17 protein-coding genes are annotated in these 17,525 nt (G+C 52.9%); 8 read left to right on the top strand and 9 right to left on the bottom strand.

The window, feature by feature from the left end:
• Positions 1 to 59 precede the first annotated feature (59 nt).
• Positions 60 to 1,793, bottom strand: a complete 1,734-nt coding sequence (argS, locus tag D5398_RS00265) for an arginine--tRNA ligase (protein ID WP_120505849.1) — start codon at positions 1,791 to 1,793, stop codon at positions 60 to 62.
• A 218-nt stretch (positions 1,794 to 2,011) separates the two neighbouring features.
• Here argS and D5398_RS00260 point away from each other — a divergent pair, with 218 nt between their 5' ends.
• Positions 2,012 to 2,581 carry a VOC family protein gene (locus D5398_RS00260; protein ID WP_162940695.1) on the top strand — a complete coding sequence of 190 codons (570 nt, stop codon included), beginning with the start codon at positions 2,012 to 2,014 and terminating at the stop codon, positions 2,579 to 2,581.
• Here D5398_RS00260 and D5398_RS00255 read toward each other — a convergent pair.
• A complete protein-coding gene (locus D5398_RS00255) occupies positions 2,578 to 3,726 on the bottom strand; it encodes a MalY/PatB family protein (RefSeq protein ID WP_120505848.1) in 1,149 nt (382 codons plus the stop codon). The genes D5398_RS00260 and D5398_RS00255 overlap by 4 nt on opposite strands.
• Before the next feature lie 113 nt (positions 3,727 to 3,839).
• On the opposite strand from D5398_RS00255, the gene cutC reads away from it, so the two are divergent.
• A complete protein-coding gene (gene cutC, locus D5398_RS00250; RefSeq protein WP_120505847.1) occupies positions 3,840 to 4,598 on the top strand; it encodes a copper homeostasis protein CutC in 759 nt (252 codons plus the stop codon).
• A gap of 399 nt (positions 4,599 to 4,997) precedes the next feature.
• On the opposite strand, the gene D5398_RS00245 is transcribed toward cutC, so the two are convergent.
• The 6 genes from D5398_RS00245 to D5398_RS00220 all read right to left on the bottom strand — a co-directional run bounded on the left by D5398_RS00245 (position 4,998) and on the right by D5398_RS00220 (position 9,185).
• Positions 4,998 to 5,201, bottom strand: coding sequence for a hypothetical protein (locus tag D5398_RS00245; protein WP_120505846.1), 204 nt, complete (start codon positions 5,199 to 5,201; stop codon positions 4,998 to 5,000).
• A 172-nt stretch (positions 5,202 to 5,373) separates the two neighbouring features.
• Complete coding sequence (gene cmoB / locus D5398_RS00240; RefSeq protein ID WP_120505845.1) at positions 5,374 to 6,345, bottom strand: tRNA 5-methoxyuridine(34)/uridine 5-oxyacetic acid(34) synthase CmoB; 972 nt, start codon at positions 6,343 to 6,345, stop codon at positions 5,374 to 5,376.
• Entirely contained in the window at positions 6,342 to 7,085 is a 744-nt protein-coding gene (cmoA, locus tag D5398_RS00235) for a carboxy-S-adenosyl-L-methionine synthase CmoA (RefSeq protein WP_120505844.1), read from the bottom strand. The genes cmoB and cmoA overlap by 4 nt, the downstream gene beginning before the upstream one ends.
• 116 nt (positions 7,086 to 7,201) lie before the next feature.
• Positions 7,202 to 7,597, bottom strand: a complete 396-nt coding sequence (locus D5398_RS00230; protein WP_120505843.1) for an MAPEG family protein — start codon at positions 7,595 to 7,597, stop codon at positions 7,202 to 7,204.
• Between the two features lie 108 nt (positions 7,598 to 7,705).
• A complete protein-coding gene (locus D5398_RS00225) occupies positions 7,706 to 8,524 on the bottom strand; it encodes a DUF72 domain-containing protein (RefSeq protein WP_120505842.1) in 819 nt (272 codons plus the stop codon).
• Between the two features lie 85 nt (positions 8,525 to 8,609).
• Complete coding sequence (locus tag D5398_RS00220) at positions 8,610 to 9,185, bottom strand: hydrolase (protein WP_120505841.1); 576 nt, start codon at positions 9,183 to 9,185, stop codon at positions 8,610 to 8,612.
• 335 nt (positions 9,186 to 9,520) lie between these two features.
• Between D5398_RS00220 and aspS the strand changes: the two genes are divergently transcribed.
• The 6 genes from aspS (at position 9,521) to ruvB (ending at position 14,880) form a co-directional block, all read left to right on the top strand.
• On the top strand, positions 9,521 to 11,317 hold the full coding sequence (aspS, locus tag D5398_RS00215; protein ID WP_120505840.1) for an aspartate--tRNA ligase: 1,797 nt from the start codon (positions 9,521 to 9,523) through the stop codon (positions 11,315 to 11,317).
• Entirely contained in the window at positions 11,317 to 11,763 is a 447-nt protein-coding gene (gene nudB, locus D5398_RS00210; RefSeq protein ID WP_120133487.1) for a dihydroneopterin triphosphate diphosphatase, read from the top strand. Before aspS ends, nudB begins: the two co-directional genes overlap by 1 nt.
• 25 nt (positions 11,764 to 11,788) lie before the next feature.
• Positions 11,789 to 12,532, top strand: a complete 744-nt coding sequence (locus D5398_RS00205) for a YebC/PmpR family DNA-binding transcriptional regulator (RefSeq protein ID WP_120505839.1) — start codon at positions 11,789 to 11,791, stop codon at positions 12,530 to 12,532.
• Between the two features lie 108 nt (positions 12,533 to 12,640).
• Positions 12,641 to 13,162, top strand: a complete 522-nt coding sequence (gene ruvC / locus D5398_RS00200) for a crossover junction endodeoxyribonuclease RuvC (protein WP_120133488.1) — start codon at positions 12,641 to 12,643, stop codon at positions 13,160 to 13,162.
• Between the two features lie 87 nt (positions 13,163 to 13,249).
• Positions 13,250 to 13,864 (top strand): Holliday junction branch migration protein RuvA, encoded by a 615-nt coding sequence (gene ruvA / locus D5398_RS00195; RefSeq protein WP_120506641.1) that lies wholly within the window; start codon positions 13,250 to 13,252, stop codon positions 13,862 to 13,864.
• 8 nt (positions 13,865 to 13,872) lie between these two features.
• A complete protein-coding gene (gene ruvB / locus D5398_RS00190; RefSeq protein ID WP_120505838.1) occupies positions 13,873 to 14,880 on the top strand; it encodes a Holliday junction branch migration DNA helicase RuvB in 1,008 nt (335 codons plus the stop codon).
• A 63-nt stretch (positions 14,881 to 14,943) separates the two neighbouring features.
• Here the strand turns inward: ruvB and D5398_RS00185 are convergent, their stop codons facing one another.
• Positions 14,944 to 17,322: a glycoside hydrolase family 3 N-terminal domain-containing protein gene (locus D5398_RS00185; protein WP_120505837.1), complete on the bottom strand. Its 2,379-nt coding sequence runs from the start codon at positions 17,320 to 17,322 to the stop codon at positions 14,944 to 14,946.
• Between the last annotated feature and the right edge of the window lie 203 nt (positions 17,323 to 17,525).

The following is a 17,525-nucleotide window of genomic DNA, read 5'->3' as shown; positions in this document are numbered from 1 at the left end:
AATTTCAGATACACAAAAGGGCGCATGAGCGCCCTTTTTTAATTTCAGAATACTGCGGATTACATACGTTCTACGGTTTCGATACCCAGTGTATCCAGACCGGTTTTCAGCGTGCGCTGAGTCAGCAGAGCCAGTTTCAGACGGCTGTTACGGCTGGTTTCGTCTTCTGCGTTGAGTATCGGGCAGTGTTCGTAGAAGCTGGAGAACAGGCCTGCTACGTCGTACAGATACGCACACATGGTGTGTGGCGTGCCTTCGCGGGCGACGACGGTCAGCACTTCTTCAAACTGTAACAGGCGGGTTGCCAACGCAGCTTCGCGATCTTCGCTCAGCACAACCGGTTGGGTCAGGCTGTTCACGTCGATTTCTGCACGTTTGAAGATGGAAGCTACGCGGGTATAAGCATATTGCATATACGGCGCGGTGTTGCCTTCGAACGCCAGCATGTTGTCCCAGTCGAAGACGTAATCGGTGGTGCGGCTTTTTGACAGGTCGGCGTATTTGATTGCGCCGATACCGACGGCATTCACCAGTTTTTCAAGTTCAGCGGCGTCTTTCATTTCCGGATTTTTTTCGGTGATGAGTTTACGCGCGCGATCAATCGCTTCATCCAGCAGGTCGGACAGTTTCACCGTGCCGCCGGAGCGGGTTTTGAAAGGCTTGCCGTCTTTACCCAGCATCATGCCGAACATGTGGTGTTCAAGCGCCACGGAATCTGGCACATAGCCGGCTTTACGTGCGATAGTCCATGCCTGCATCAGGTGCTGGTGCTGACGGGAGTCGATGTAATACAGAACGCGATCGGCACCGAGCGTTTCATAGCGATATTTAGCGCAGGCGATATCGGTGGTGGTGTACAGGTAACCGCCATCCTTTTTACGAATGATAACGCCCATCGGGTCGCCGTCTTTGTTTTTGTATTCATCCAGATAAACGACAACTGCGCCTTCACTGTCGACTGCCAGACCTTTGGCCTGCAGGTCGGAAACAATGCCCGGCAGCATGCTGTTGTACAGGCTTTCACCCATCACATCATCTTCTGTCAGGGTTACGTTCAGGCGGTTGTACGTCAGCTGATTCTGCTTCATGGTCACGTCGACCAGTTTGCGCCACATTTGCAGGCAGTATTCGTCGCCGCCCTGTAGTTTCACCACGTAGCCACGTGCGCGTTCGGCGAAGGCTTCATCTTCGTCGTAGTTTTTCTTGGCAGCACGGTAGAATTCTTCCAGATCCGCCAGATTCATATCACCGGCATTTTCGTTCTGCACTTTTTCCAGATAGGCAATCAGCATCCCGAACTGGGTGCCCCAGTCGCCAACGTGGTTAGCGCGGATCACTTTATGACCGAGGAACTCATTGGTACGCACCGCGGCGTCGCCGATGATGGTGGAACGGATATGGCCGACGTGCATTTCTTTTGCCACGTTTGGCGCGGAATAATCGATGACGATGGTTTGTGGTTCAACCGGTGCAATGCCCAGCTTTTCGTCGTTCAGAGCGCTGTCTACGTACGCACCCACAAATGCCGGATCGAGGAAAATGTTGATGAATCCCGGACCGGCGATTTCGATTTTATTCGCGATACCGTTCAGGTCTAACAGTTCAACCACTTTCTCTGCCAGTTGTCGTGGCGGCAGACCGAGTTTTTTTGCCACAGACATAACGCCATTTGCCTGATAGTCGCCGAACTGCGCTTTGGCGGACTGACGGACTTGCGCTTCGCTGTCGGCAGATGCGCCTGCTGCGATCAGCGCCTGGCTGACTTTTTCTGAAAGAAGTGACTGAATATTCACCGAAGTACCTTTATTTAGGAATGTGGTTGTTTGCTGTTCGCCCTAATGTGGACGAACCTAAAATGATGCGTGTTTATATCATATTAGCCCCGTGACGTCAGTATCGCCGCACGCCGGAGGGCGAGGAAAACGTGATTCTGCGGCGCGTCTCTGGCAACCGGATGAAAGGCTGTGTAAATTACCCGACCCTGAAGATATGCAAACTCAAAAGAGATAGGATGCCTGCCATGAACCAAGTGCCTGAGTTACAGGATTTAGTCGAAGATATGCCGCGATTTGTCAGCGTATTGACGGCGTTTGCCGAAAAATTACAGCTCAGTCTCGGCGATTTCCATGCAGATCACATCTCAGTGCGCTGTCACCAGAATACGACCGCAGACCGCTGGCGGTCTGGGCTGGAAAAGTGCGGGCATCTGCTGAGCGAAACGCTGATTAATGGCAGGCCTATTTGCCTGTTTACCCTCAATGAGCCGCTGGTTGTCGGGCCACTGAGCATCAGTCTGGTGGAACTGCCATATCCGGGCGAGAAGCGTTATCCGCATGAAGGCTGGGAGCACATTGAGATTGTTTTACCGGGTGTCGAAGACGAATTGTATACGCGGGCGCTGGCGCTGATTGCCGATGATGCGCTGATGACGCCCGGTATAAAGCTGAAACAAAGTGCGCCCAAAGGGGAAAATGAGCGTTTGCCTAACCCGACGCTGGCGATTACTGACGGGTCAGTGACTATCAAATTTCATCCGCACAGCCTGCGCGATATTGTCGCCAGCGAGAAGGCGGAAGGTTAACGTTCGAGCGTTTGTAAGGCGGCTTCCATGCGATCCATTGCCTTTTCAAGCAGTGCACGCTGGCAGCCGAGATTGATGCGCACAAAACCGGGCGCGCCAAACTCTGCGCCACCGGAAAATCCAACACCGGCCTCGACAAAGAAACGGTAAGGATCCTGCACCGGCAGCGCGCTGGCATCAATCCAGCCGAGATAAGTGCCTTCCGGCGTCAGCATTCGCAATCCGGGCATCGCGTTGATCCGTGAAGTCACCAATTCGCGATTACCGCGTAAATAATCGAGTTGCGCACTGAGCCACTCATCTCCGTCGCGGTAAGCGGCGGTCGCGGCGACGTAAGCCAGAATATTGACGTGCGGAACAATGCCTTTGCTGGTTTCGAGGAATTTGCGGCGCAGCTGCGGATTAGGGATGATCGCCATTGACGCACCCAGACCAGCCAGGTTGAAGGTTTTCGACGGAGCCAGCAGGGTAATGGAGCGTTGTTCTGCATCGGGATTGAGCGAGGCGAACGGGATATGTTTTTGTCCCGGTTCCAGGATCAGGTCACAGTGAATTTCATCAGAGCACACCACTAAATTGTGGCGTCTGGCGAACTCCTGTTGTTCCAGCAATTCTTCGCGCTTATAGACCGTTCCGCCCGGATTGTAGGGGTTGCACAGCATCAGCAATCTTTCACTGCCATCAAGCTGGCTTTCGGCAGAGGCGAAATCGGCCGCCCAGCGCTGTTGCTTTTCAATGACATTAACCGAGGTAAACTGACGCCCTTCGGACTGCGCGGCCTGCATAAACGGCGGGTAAATCGGCATCGGCATCAGGCTGGTTTCATGCAAAGCCACGTTGGCGCGCACCGCGACGTTCAGGCCGCAAACCAGTCCGGGCAGCCAGACAATCCATTCGGGCTGAATTGCCCAGCCGTAACGATTCGCCAGGCGGCTGACCACTAAATCAATCAGTTCCGGTGGTGTGAATCCGTAGCCGAACACGCCTTCAGCGACGCGTTGCTGTAATTCTTTAATGACCTGTGGCGGAGAAGTGAAGTCGGTATCGGCGACCCAAAGCGGAATGACATCCTGATTATTGTATTTATTCCACTTAACGCTATCACTGTGACTGCGGTCTACCCATAAATCAAAATTGAGTGTCATAGTTAGCTTTCCTAAGCAAGCAGATTGGGCGGGGATGCTCATCTCAAAGCCTACGCGACATGGCCGGTTACAGACAAGTGTTGTAGCATAATGCCGTAATCAGGAGAGATCACATGACTAAATTAGAAGTGTGTTGTTACAGCGTGGACTGTGCGTTGACAGCAGAGCAAGCCGGTGCCGACCGAGTCGAATTGTGCGCAAGTCAGGCCGATGGCGGCATTACGCCGAGTTACGGCACCCTCAAACTGGCGAGGGAAAAAGTGACAATCCCGGTACATCCGATTGTACGCCCGAGGGGTGGTGACTTTTGCTATAGCCAGAGCGAATTTGATGTGCTGAAAAGTGACATCGCCTGCATTCGTGATCTCGGTTTTCCGGGGCTGGTGGTCGGTATGCTGGATGCGGAAGGGCATATTGATATGCCAAGAATGTGGGAAGTCATGGCGCTATGCGGCGATCTGGCTGTGACATTCCATCGCGCGTTCGATATGTGTCTGAACCCGAAGATTGCGTTAGAGCAGTTGACTCAGTTAGGGGTGGCGCGCATTCTGACTTCCGGCCAGCAACAAAATGCGGAAGTCGGTTTACCGATGCTTCGGGAACTCAACCAGCTGACGCGTGGTCCAATCATTATGGCGGGCGCGGGCGTGCGTCTGACGAATCTGCAAAAGTTTGTGGATATCGGGCTGACAGAATTACACAGCTCGGCAGGACGTCAGGTTCCTTCTTCAATGCGTTACCGCAAAGCCGGTGTCACGATGAGTTCTGACACGGATTTTGATGAATTCAGTCGTTATTGCGTGGACGGCGATATTGTTGCCGCAATGAAAAGCACATTGCAGTTTGACGATGAAATATCCCGCACGGCGTAATAACCCAATGATTTAACCGGGTCTCACGACCCTTATTGCGTCGCCCTGCGCAAGTACCAGGCCCCGTCACTTTGGCGGGGCTTTTTTTATTCTTATTTATTTAAAAACCAGGTGGTTAAAGCTGATATTACTGACCGGTATTAAAGCTCAACCCCAGGTCAGCAGTGCCACGCCAAGCATTCCCGCTTTTACGACCAGACACATGACAAAAAGACCTAAAACAATGACGGCGCGGTCCATGAGGAAACGAATTCTTCTGCGCATTGATTTCTCCGCGAAATAATCGCGTACTGATAAATTGGTTGGCCGAATTTATACACGAAATACTATGGGTCAATCCAATGATATAACGCCAAAACGCGAAGCTTTACAAAGGACTGTGACAGGTGGGTAACACCGCTACTTTTCGTAGAAGTTTTTTATTCTGATCGCAACGTCAATATTGGCCCAGTGTAATTCGTCTTCTTTATGTAAACTGCTGCTGCCATCTTCCCAGGAAACGAAATAGGACACGATGCCTGTTTGTGATTCGAAGGTATTCATGACGTTACCTTTGATATCTCCGGATCTGTGTTTAACGATACTGCCTTTAGGGAATTTCATGCTTCCTCCCAAAACGTTAACGACGATCTCTGTCAGAACAAACAGATAGCCTCAACAAAGGTTAGACCTTTTTACGGCGCGATGTACAGGGCTGCGTGGCTGAAAGTGGGGATAAAGTGTGAGTTTTGGCTTCCGCCAGACGCGAGGATTGTCTGGCGGAAAGGGAAGAGTGTTATGGCTTGCGGGCGATAAGCAGGGCGCGACGCGGTGCCGGATAGCCTTCGATAGTTTTGGTCGGGTCATTCGGATCGAGGAATTCAGCCAGAGATTCGCTGGTCATCCAGTCGGTGCGGCGTTGTTCTTCGAGCGTGGTGACACTGACATCTGCAATGCGCACATCGACAAATCCACACTTGATCAGCCAGTTTTTCAGTGCCGCTGCGGAAGGGATGAAATAGATATTCCCCATCTGTGCGTAACGGTCGCCAGGCACCAGCACCTGCTCGCTGTCACCTTCAACCACTAAGGTTTCCAGCACCAGTTCGCCTTCGCTGACCAGCTGGTTTTTCAGTTGCAAAAGGTGATCTAATGGCGAACGACGATGGTACAAAACACCCATCGAGAAGACGGTATCAAATGCGTTCAGCTCAGGTAACTGCTCGATGCCGAGCGGCAAAAGGTGCGCGCGCTGATCGCCGCCCAGTAATTTTCGCACGGCCTCGAACTGGCACAGGAACAACTGCATCGGGTCGATACCTACTGCCAGATGCGCGCCTGCGCCGATCATACGCCACATATGGTACCCGCTGCCGCAGCCGACATCTAAAATCGTGCGTCCTGCCAGTGAGGAGATGTGCGGAAGAACGCGATCCCATTTCCAGTCGGAACGCCATTCGGTATTGATTTCAACGTCGTACAGCGAGAAAGGTCCTTTGCGCCACGGCATCATATTGCGCAGCAGGTTTTCAATGCCTTCGCGCTGACCGGCTGGCAAAGGCATTTCCATGTTGGCGCTGACGCTGTGCAGCAAATCCAGACGTTCTGGCCGCAAAAGTGGCAGGCGGTCAACGGAGTTAAACCACAGTTTGAATTTGCCGTGCAGGGATTCTTTCTGCCATGCAGTCAGCTGGGAAGGCAGTGTATTAAGCCACGGGCTTAACGGTCCTTTGGCGATAACGCGATAAAAATCACCGAAATCAATCATTCTGCTTCTCCGGCTTTCAGCGCAATCAATGAGCCAAAGTTAAAGCACTGGAACCAGACTTCCGTATGCTGGAAACCGGCCTGATGCAGGCGGGCTTTATGCGTTTCAACGGAATCGGTCAGCATGACGTTTTCCAACATGCTGCGTTTCTGGCTGATTTCGAGTTCGCTGTAACCGTTCGCACGTTTGAAATCGTGATGCATATTGAACAGCAGCTCGCCGACGTCTTTATCTTCAAAACTGAATTTCTCAGACAGCACCAGCGCCGCGCCCGGACGCATGCCCTGATATACCTGATTCAGCAAGCGCTGACGGTCATCCGGTTCAAGGAACTGTAAGGTAAAGTTGAGCACCACCATCGAGGCATTTTTCAGCTCAATATCCAGAATATCGGATTCAATCACGGTGACCGGCGTTTCTGCGCGGAAAGCATCAATATGGCGACGGCAGCGTTCCACCATGGCGGGGGAGTTATCGACAGCAATGATTTCGCAGCCCGGAACCCTGATGTTGCGACGCATCGACAGCGTGGCAGCACCCAGCGAGCAACCCAGATCATAGACCTTAGAATCGGGCTGAACGAAGCGCTCGGCGAGCATGCCAATCATAGAAATAATGTTGGAATAGCCCGGTACAGAGCGTTGGATCATGTCAGGGAAAACTTCAGCAACGCGTTCGTCGAACGTCCAGTCGCCCAGCTTATCTATTGGTGCAGAAAACAGCGTATCTTGGTTTGCCATAGCGGTGAGTCAGGCCAAAAAGAGTGTGGGGAAAAAAGTTGAGGGCAGATTTTAGCAGATACTGGCGCAGGCAGATACCTGCGCGCTCGGGTGTTGATGCAAAACAGCGGGGCAGATCAGTCAAAGTTCAGAAATTGTGACCACGGCAAATAGATAATATTGACCACAACCATCAGCACCAGTGAGATATACGTCGCGGCCATGCCGTTACGGCGCCAGAGAAATTCACGATTTTTCAGTCCATAATAATGGAACAAGCGGCCGACGATCAGCAGGATACCGCAGGCGTGTACTGTCCAGATCGCCGCACCGTTCATTTCCATAAACAGCAACAGTAAACAGCCGATGGGCAGATATTCTACGGCATTGCCGTGTACGCGGATGGCGGTTTGTAATTCGTAGGATCCCCCGTCACCGGTGGCAATGCGGTATTGCATCCGCAGGCGGACAACATCGAACGAGAGTTTGATCAAAAGTATGGCAGCAAGCACGACGTATAACGCGCTAATCATGATGACTTCCTTGGTTAATCCCTGTTTTCCGGCGGAACACGTTCCTTCCGCTACGCGCCCATAATAACGGGGTGCCGTATCAGTGTCGTCATGAAATCATGAAAATTCTCAGAATAAGCTGTCCTGTTCCGGCCAGTCAGGTGCGGGCTGGACTGAAGGTATTCGCCGGTGTAAATCCTGCCACAGACTGCGTGCCTGCTGCGGGGCGTCGGTGCAGTCAGGTGTGTGGATAAACAGATAGGGGGCTAATCCCAGAGTTTGCCAGTCGTCGAGTTTTGTAATCCACTGACCGAACAACGGGCGGTTGGCCTCCAGGCTGTCGCCACCGATAAAACGCACAATGGGCCGCGCTGATGTCGCCAGAGCATGCAGCGGCAGTACCGGTTTTTTTCGTTTAGCGTCGAGCACTGCTTCGGTGGTGGATTTTGAGCTGTGAACAGGACGGCTGTCGAGAATGGCACGGTTTATTCCGCGCTGATGTAAGCCCTGATTCAGTGCGCGTTCTTCTTCGCCTTTATTGAAAAAATCCTGATGGCGCACTTCGACGCCGTAATCGAAACCGACGGGCAGGGCATCCAGGAATTGCCATAAGCGGTCGAGATGTACGGGCGCGAACGTGGCAGGAAGTTGCAGCCAGAGCTGGCCGATGCGTTCACCGAGCGGTTCGAGCGTGCGATAAAACAGGTCGACGTTTTCCTGACAGTTTGCCAGTGCCGCTTTGTGGCTGATATCGGAAGGGAATTTGAAACAAAAGCGGAAAGATTCCGGCGTCATATCCCGCCAGCGCATCACCACTTCTTGTTTAGGCAGCGCGTAAAAGGTGGTATTGCCTTCGACGCAATTGAAGTACCGCGCGTAATCGGCCAGATCACGCAAACCGATCTTTGCCCAGGCGTTGTGGTGCCATTGCGGTAAACCAATATACATAGTGCTGCTCCCTGTTTTCTGAGCCGGACTCCAAATAAAACGCCGCCTCAGCGGGCGGCGTTCAGGCAAGAAAATCAGGGTAACGTTACTCTGGCAGAGCGGCAAGCACTTCGGCAGTTGAACGTACGCGGCTGATACGCGGGAAGATAAACTTCACGCTGGACTGGTGATGGTCATTGTTATGCGCACTGCACGCATCTTCAGCGATCACCAGTTCATAGCCGTGTTCCCAGGCGTTGCGGGCGGTGGATTCTACGCCGATATTGGTGGAAATCCCGGCCAGCACGATGCTTTTGATACCGCGACGGCGCAGTTGCAGATCCAGATCTGTGCCGTAGAACGCGCCCCACTGGCGCTTAACGACCAGCAGATCGCTGTCAGTCACGCCCAGTTGCTCCGGGAATTCCCACCAGCTGGCCGGCAAACCGCCTTCCGGTGCTGCTGCAGGGATATCAACGGGTTGTTTCAGCGCTTCGTCGAAAGAATCCGACCAGCCCACGCGAACCATGACGACCGGCGCGCCCAGTTTACGGAAACGGGTTGCCAGTTCAGTGGCATTATCCAGCACCTGCTGCGCGCTGTGCGGGCCGCCAGCGAACGGTAAAATCCCTTTCTGTAAGTCGATCAGCACCAGTGCGGTGGTTTTTGGGTCAAGTTTCATGTGTAGCTCCCGGTTTTCAATATGGATAATGAGAGAAAGGAATCATTTACGTCGTGTACAAAGGGGATTGCGCGAGTCTATTCTAACGGGAAGACCGTAATGAGATAATTTTGTTAAATTATGTGTAGCTTGCAACACGAAAGAATTTCCGCATAAGTGTTGATGTCTTCGCACTTATCCTTCGCCGGAAATTCCTTTATAATAGCCGCCTTTTTTCGATCTGAATAAAACCCATTCCGAACGCTGCTGAGTTTTGTGGCGAGCGACCAGAGTCAATAACCGTTTCTGTGCCTGTGCGCCATGAGGCCGGGTAGTGGGATCAAAAGGATACCGTTATGCGTACTGTATATTGTGGAAAACTGAATGCGTCCAATGTGGGCCAGGAAGTAACATTGTGTGGCTGGGTTAACCGTCGCCGCGATTTGGGTGGTTTGATTTTCATCGATATGCGTGACCGCGAAGGCATCGTCCAAGTTTTCTTTGACCCGGATCAGGCGGAAGCCTACAAGCTGGCGTCTGAATTGCGTAACGAGTTCTGCATCCAGCTGACCGGTACCGTGCGTGCGCGTCCTGAAAGCCAGTTCAACAAAGACATGGCGACCGGTGAAGTGGAAGTGTTCGCCAGCAATCTGAACATTATCAACCGTTCAGAATCGTTGCCGCTGGACTCCAACCACGTCAACACCGAAGAAGCGCGTCTGAAATATCGCTATCTGGATTTGCGTCGCCCTGAAATGGCTAACCGCCTGAAAGCGCGTGCAAAAATCACCAGTTTCGTGCGTCGTTTCATGGACAGCCATGACTTCCTCGACATCGAAACTCCGATGCTCACCAAAGCCACGCCGGAAGGCGCGCGTGACTATCTGGTGCCAAGTCGTGTGCACAAAGGCAAATTCTACGCCTTGCCGCAGTCTCCTCAGCTGTTCAAACAGCTGCTGATGATGTCCGGCTTTGACCGTTACTATCAGATTGTTAAATGCTTCCGTGACGAAGATTTACGTGCTGACCGTCAGCCAGAATTCACCCAGATCGATGTGGAAACCTCCTTCATGAGCGCTGAACAAGTGCGTGAAGTGATGGAAAAACTGGCCCGCGAACTGTGGCAGGAAATCAAAGGCGTGGATCTGGGCGACTTCCCGATCATGACCTTTGCAGAAGCGATGCGTCGTTTCGGTTCTGATAAACCAGACCTGCGTAACCCGATGGAAATGGTCGACGTCGCTGACCTGATGAAAAACATCGAGTTCAAAGTGTTTGCCGATCCGGCCAACGATCCGAAAGGCCGTGTTGCTGCGCTGCGCGTGCCGGGCGGTGCTTCCCTGAGCCGTAAACAAATTGATGAATACGCGAAATTTATCGAAATCTACGGTGCGAAAGGCCTGGCTTACATCAAAGTGAATGAAGTGGCGAAAGGCCTGGAAGGTATCCAGAGCCCGGTCGCGAAATTCCTGAACGAAGCACTGTTGTCTGCGTTGATCGAACGTACCGGCGCACAAGATGGCGACATGATCTTCTTCGGCGCAGCCAGCGCGAAGATTGTCACTGACGCCATTGGCGCACTGCGCCTGAAAGTTGGCCGTGACCTGAAAATCACCAAAGAAGACATGTGGGCTCCGCTTTGGGTCATCGACTTCCCAATGTTTGAAGACACCGACGAAGGCGGCCTGAGCGCCATGCACCACCCGTTCACTGCGCCAAAAGAAATGAGCGCAGAAGAGCTGGCGGTAAATCCGGTCTCTGCTATTGCCAACGCGTACGACATGGTCATCAACGGCTATGAAGTCGGTGGTGGTTCTGTGCGTATCCACCGCAGTGAAATGCAGCAGACAGTGTTCAGCATTCTGGGGATTAACGAACACGAACAGCGCGAGAAATTCGGCTTCCTGCTCGATGCCCTGAAATACGGCACACCTCCGCACGCGGGTCTGGCATTTGGTCTGGATCGTCTGGTGATGTTGCTGACCGGTACGGACAACATCCGTGACGTCATCGCATTCCCGAAAACCACAGCAGCTGCTTGTCTGATGACAGAAGCGCCAAGCTTTGCAAATCCGGCTTCGCTGCTGGAACTGGGCATCGCGGTGGTGGCGAAAAAAGAAGTGACGCCAGACACAAATACAGAGAATAACTAATGAGCTATAAGCGTCCTGAGTCGATACTGTGCGTCATCTACGCCAGAAACACCGGCCGGGTGCTGATGCTTCAACGAAAGGATGACCCGAATTTCTGGCAGTCGGTGACCGGCAGTCTGGAAGGCGGGGAATCCCCGAATCAAACCACGCAGCGGGAAGTCATGGAAGAGGTCGGTATCGACATTGCAGGTGAAAACCTGACTCTTCAGGACTGCCACCGCTGCGAGGACTTTGAAATATTTGCGCATTTGCGCCATCGCTATGCTCCCGGCGTGACGCGTAACAAAGAACACTGGTTCTGTCTGGCGTTACCCGATGAGCGTGATGTGGAACTCACCGAACATCATGCATACCGGTGGCTCGATAAACCCGCAGCGGCAGCGTTGACGGTGTCTCCGAGTAACCAGCAGGCGATTGAAGAATTTGTAAACTATTCGGTCTGTTAAGACTTAAGACTTTTTGGAGATATTTATGGCAGGTCACAGTAAGTGGGCCAACACTAAGCACCGCAAAGCGGCGCAAGATTCTAAACGCGGCAAAATTTTCACAAAAATCATTCGCGAGCTGGTAACAGCGGCACGTTTGGGTGGCGGCGATGCGGGTTCTAACCCACGTCTGCGCGCGGCAATTGATAAAGCGCTGTCAAACAACATGACCCGCGATACTCTCAACCGCGCCATCGCACGTGGTGTGGGCGGTGACGAAGACACCAACATGGAAACCATCATTTATGAAGGTTACGGTCCGGGTGGCTCCGCCATCATGGTTGAATGTCTGAGTGATAACCGCAACCGTACTGTGGCAGAAGTGCGTCATGCCTTCACCAAAACCGGTGGCAACCTGGGTACCGACGGTTCCGTGGCTTATCTGTTCTCCAAAAAAGGCGTGATCACTTTCGCTCCAGGTCTGGATGAAGATGTGCTGATGGAAGCCGCTCTGGAAGCGGGCGCAGAAGACATCATTTCTTACGATGACGGCGCTATAGATGTATTCACAGCCTGGGAAAATCTGGGTGAAGTGAAAGATGCGCTGGAAGCGGTTGGTTACAAAGCCGATTCCGCAGAAGTCACCATGATCCCATCGACCAAAGCCGATATGGATGCAGAAACTGCACCTAAACTGTTGCGCCTGATCGACATGCTGGAAGATTGTGACGATGTGCAGGAGGTTTACCACAACGGTGAAATCTCCGACGAGATCGCAGAAACTCTGTAATCTCAGTGCCGCCGGTGGTCACCACCGGCCGGCTATCCTGTTGTCCCTCAGCAGTTTATACTCTCCCCAACTTTCCAAAAAAACGACAACACAAGGCGTTGACTGGCTATGGCTATTATTCTGGGGATCGACCCCGGTTCGCGTATTACCGGCTATGGCATTATCCGCCAGACAGGGCGTCAGCTCAGCTATCTCGGCAGCGGCTGTATCCGCACCGTAGTGGATGATATGCCGGGGCGTCTGAAACTGATTTATGCCGGTGTGTCGGAAATCATTACCCAATTTCAGCCTGATTTTTTTGCCATCGAATCCGTTTTTATGGCGAAGAATGCTGACTCGGCTTTAAAGCTCGGACAGGCTCGCGGTGCGGCTATTGTCGCGGCAGTGAATCAGGATTTGCCGGTGTTCGAATATGCGGCAAGACAGGTCAAACAGACCGTTGTAGGCACCGGCGCGGCTGAAAAAACGCAGGTTCAGCATATGGTGCGCTCTATACTGAAATTACCTGCCAATCCGCAGGCTGATGCTGCCGATGCGCTGGCGATTGCGATCACGCATTGCCACATGAGTCAGAACGCAATTCGACTTAGCTCAGACAAACTACAAATGGCGCGCGGACGTATGCGATAGCCGCCGCAACTCCATTAGGCTGGATATCCATCCAGCCTTTTTTATGATATAAACATCGCTGCTTTTGACCTGATAAGGAAAATGAACGTGATAGGCAGATTACGAGGCATTATTCTGGAAAAACAGCCCCCTTTGGTGCTGCTTGAAACCAACGGTGTGGGCTATGAAGTGCATATGCCGATGACCTGTTTTTACGAATTGCCGGAACTGGGTCAGGAAGCTATCATCTTCACGCAATTTATCGTCCGTGAAGATGCCCAGTTGCTCTACGGATTTAACGATAAACAAGAGCGCGCGCTGTTCCGTGAACTGATTAAAGTCAACGGCGTGGGGCCAAAGCTGGCACTGGCAATTCTGTCAGGCATGTCGGCACAGCAGTTTGTCAGTGCGGTAGAAAAGGAAGAAATCACCGCATTAATCAAGTTACCTGGCGTCGGTAAGAAAACCGCAGAACGCCTGGTCGTCGAAATGAAAGACCGCTTTAAAGGATTAAACGGTGATCTATTTAACAATCATACTGATATCTCGCTACCTGCATCGGCGTCGAAAGCAAAAGAATCTGACGCTGAAGGCGAAGCCGTCGCAGCCCTGATATCCCTCGGATACAAACCGCCGGAAGCCAGCCGCATGATCAGCAAAGTGGCGAAGCCGGGTGCAGAATCTGAAACGCTGATTAGAGAAGCGCTGCGCGCAGCGCTGTGAGGTAAACGATGATTGAAGCCGACCGCCTGATTTCTTCTGAGGTTTTTAGTGAAGAAGAAGTCATTGACCGTGCAATCCGCCCGAAACTGCTCAGCGAATACGTTGGGCAGCCGCACGTGCGCTCGCAAATGGAAATCTTTATTCAGGCGGCCAGACAACGTAAAGATGCGCTCGATCACCTGTTGATTTTCGGACCTCCGGGGCTGGGTAAAACCACGCTGGCTAACATTGTAGCCAACGAAATGGGCGTGAATCTGCGTACCACTTCCGGGCCCGTGCTGGAAAAGGCCGGCGATCTGGCTGCGATGCTGACCAATCTTGAGCCGCACGATGTGCTGTTCATTGATGAAATCCATCGTCTGTCGCCAGTCGTTGAGGAAATTCTGTATCCGGCGATGGAAGATTATCAGCTGGATATCATGATTGGCGAAGGGCCGGCAGCGCGTTCCATCAAACTCGATTTGCCTCCGTTTACCCTGATTGGTGCGACTACCCGCGCCGGTTCCCTGACGTCTCCCTTGCGTGATCGTTTCGGTATCGTGCAGCGTCTGGAGTTCTATCAGGTAGCAGATTTACAGCACATCGTCGGACGCAGTGCGACCTGCCTCGGTCTGGAGTTATCGGAAGAGGGCGCACATCAGATTGCCCGCCGTTCACGTGGTACACCGCGTATCGCAAACCGTCTGTTGCGCCGCGTGCGTGACTTCGCGGAAGTGAAAGGTGACGGCACCATCAATGGTGACGTTGCGAATGGCGCGCTGGATATGCTGGATGTCGATGCTGAAGGTTTCGATTATATGGACCGCAAATTGCTGCTGGCAATTATCGACAAGTTTACCGGCGGGCCGGTCGGACTGGATAACTTAGCTGCGGCGATTGGTGAAGAGCGCGAGACGATTGAAGATGTTATCGAACCGTTCCTGATCCAGCAGGGCTTTATTCAGCGCACACCGCGCGGTCGCATGGCGACCAATCATGCGTACAAGCACTTCGGGATAACCAGAGAATCTGAGTAACGGGTTTGCAGCGCATAAAAAACGGACGCCTTGTGCGTCCGTTTTGCATTTTTTAATCAGAAATTACCGGCTCACTTCACAACGACTGGTCATCCGCCAGTTGCGCGGTAACTCACGGATTTCACCTGCCAGAATCACTTTGCCCGTTGCACGAATATCCGCGCTCGATGATCCCACCTGAACTTCAACATAACCGGGCTCGACAATGCGCTTACCCGCGTGACTGGTGAAATTCAGCATGTCGGTGGGAATGCTGAAGCTGAGCGTTGCGGTTTGACCGGGTTCCAGCTCAACGCGCTCAAAAGCTTTCAGTTCCTGCACCGGACGCACCAGCGTCGCCACGCAGTCACGCAGGTAAACCTGCACCACTTCGCTGCCCGCCTGCGGTCCGGTATTGGTCACGTTGATTTTAACCGTGATATCGCCGTTTTTGATGATGACGGGCTGCTGATCGACTTGTAAATCGTGATAGTGGAACGTGGTGCCGCTCAGCCCGTAGCCAAATGGATACTTGGCACCAAAGTGGAAAGCAATCGGCGTGCCGCCACTTTTCAGTTTGTGATTGTAATAATACGGCATAGCACCGGCACTTTTCGGCACGGAGACCACCAGCCTGCCGGACGGTGCCTCTTTGCCGCTGATAAGGTCGGCAATAGCCCGCCCGCCTTCCTGACCGGGTGCAAACGCCATCAGGAACCCGGCGATTTTTTCTTCCAGTCCGCCGAGAGAATACGGGCGACCACCAGTCATGACAACAATGATCGGCTTGCCTGTCGCGACTATCTCCTCCAGTAACTGCTGCTGAACCCCCGGCAATACAAGGCTGTCCGTATCAGAGCCTTCACCGACGGTTCCGCTCTGGAATAATCCCGCCAGATCGCCGACGAACACCAGAGCGACATCACTTTCCTGTGCCAGTTTCACGGCCTGTGGGATAAGCGCGGTATTGAGTGACACTGGCGAGTTTTGCATCGGTGTCGCGGCATCACCGGGGAAGACCGGCGCACCCGCCGTGCGTTTTTCGAGAATATGACAGCCTTTGGCATAACGAATATTTTGTTCGCCATATGCAGTACGTAAGGCCTGTAACGGCGTAATGACCTGTTCCGTCTGTGCTTGCATTTCGCTGATGATCAGATGTACCGGAAAACTGTAACCGCTGAGCAAGGCCAGCGGATCGTCTGCCGTCGGGCCGATCACTGCAATTTTCTGACCGGATTTTGGTTTCAGCGGCAGGATGCCGTTATTTTCCAGCAGGGTGATGGAACGCACCGCGGCTTTCCAGGCCAGTTTAAGCGTGGCGGGTTGTTGCAGTTGAGGTTGCGGTTCGCAGGCGTAAGGCTGTTCAAACAGGCCGAGACGGAATTTTTCGGTCAGCACACGTGTAACAATTTCATCAATTTTTACCATGTCGATCAGACCACGAGATACCGCATCAGCCAGATGCTGTGCGCAATCGCCTTTCGGTAGCTCGATATCCAGCCCGGCATTGAACGACAACGCTGCGGATTCGGCGTCATCATGGCTGACCCCATGATGCTGATGCAGCAAGCTGACACCGCCGTAATCGGCAACAATCAGGCCATCGAATCCCCACTGTTCGCGCAATATTTTAGTCAGCAGGAAGTGATCGCTGTGACATGGCTGGCCGTCAATATCATGATACGCAGGCATCACTGAACCGGCATTCGCCAGCTTCACTGCCATTTCAAAAGGCAGCAGGAATGTGTCATTCAGCTCACGAAAACCCAGATGAACCGGCGCATGATTACGCGCCCCTTCGCTGAATGAATGTCCGACATAATGCTTAAGCGTGGCCAGAAGATCCCGTTTTTCGCCCTGCAAACCGCGCACATAAGCGGTTGCCATCACGCCAACCAGATAAGGGTCTTCGCCAAATGTTTCTTCGGTACGCCCCCAGCGGACATCGCGGGAAACGTCCAGTACCGGCGCCAATCCCTGATGACAACCGACGCTTTGTGCTTCATCGCGGATAGCGCCTGCAATTTGTTCCATCAGTTGCGGATCCCACGTAGAGGCGTAGCTCAGGGAAGAGGGGAAAAGCGTCGCGTCTTTGCAAAGCAGACCCACCAGGCATTCTTCATGGAACATCGCAGGAATGCCGAGCCGCGTTTCTTCCACCAGCATTTTTTGCAGCCGGTTCAGCGCCCGCACGCCTTCTGCCGGGCTGACCACGTGCGTTCCAAGCGGTCGCGTGATTTGTCCTGCGCCCAGTGCCAGCTGCTCCTCCAGCGCCAAAGTTTGTTTATGTCCGGCAAAATCATCGCTCAGATCGGACCGTTCTCGGTGTTTGCCGTTGCCGTCGAGGATCAGCCAGAACGCGTGCATCTGGGCGTATTTCTCGGCAGGCGTCATACGGGCGAGCAGATCGGCGACGCGGGTAGCGACGGGTTGTGAGGCATCCTGATACAGGTGAGTCATCTTACATCTCCTTGTTTTACCAGACGGGAACGCAGGAATAACGCGCGTGAAAACGAAATATAAACAGAAGTATTGAGAATGGACTGTGGGTAAACAATTGAGGAAACGAATATGCATTTTACGTTTTTTAATTTTGTTTCCGGTTTGTGAGCACGATCAGATTGAGGCATATCCTGCCTGATACCTGCTTTTAGTGTTATTTG

The sequence above is a fragment of the Rahnella bruchi genome (assembly GCF_003614975.1).
Lineage (GTDB): Bacteria > Pseudomonadota > Gammaproteobacteria > Enterobacterales > Enterobacteriaceae > Rahnella > Rahnella bruchi.
The sequence above is the reverse complement of the archived record's forward strand: the minus strand, read 5'-3'. Positions and strand labels throughout refer to the sequence as shown.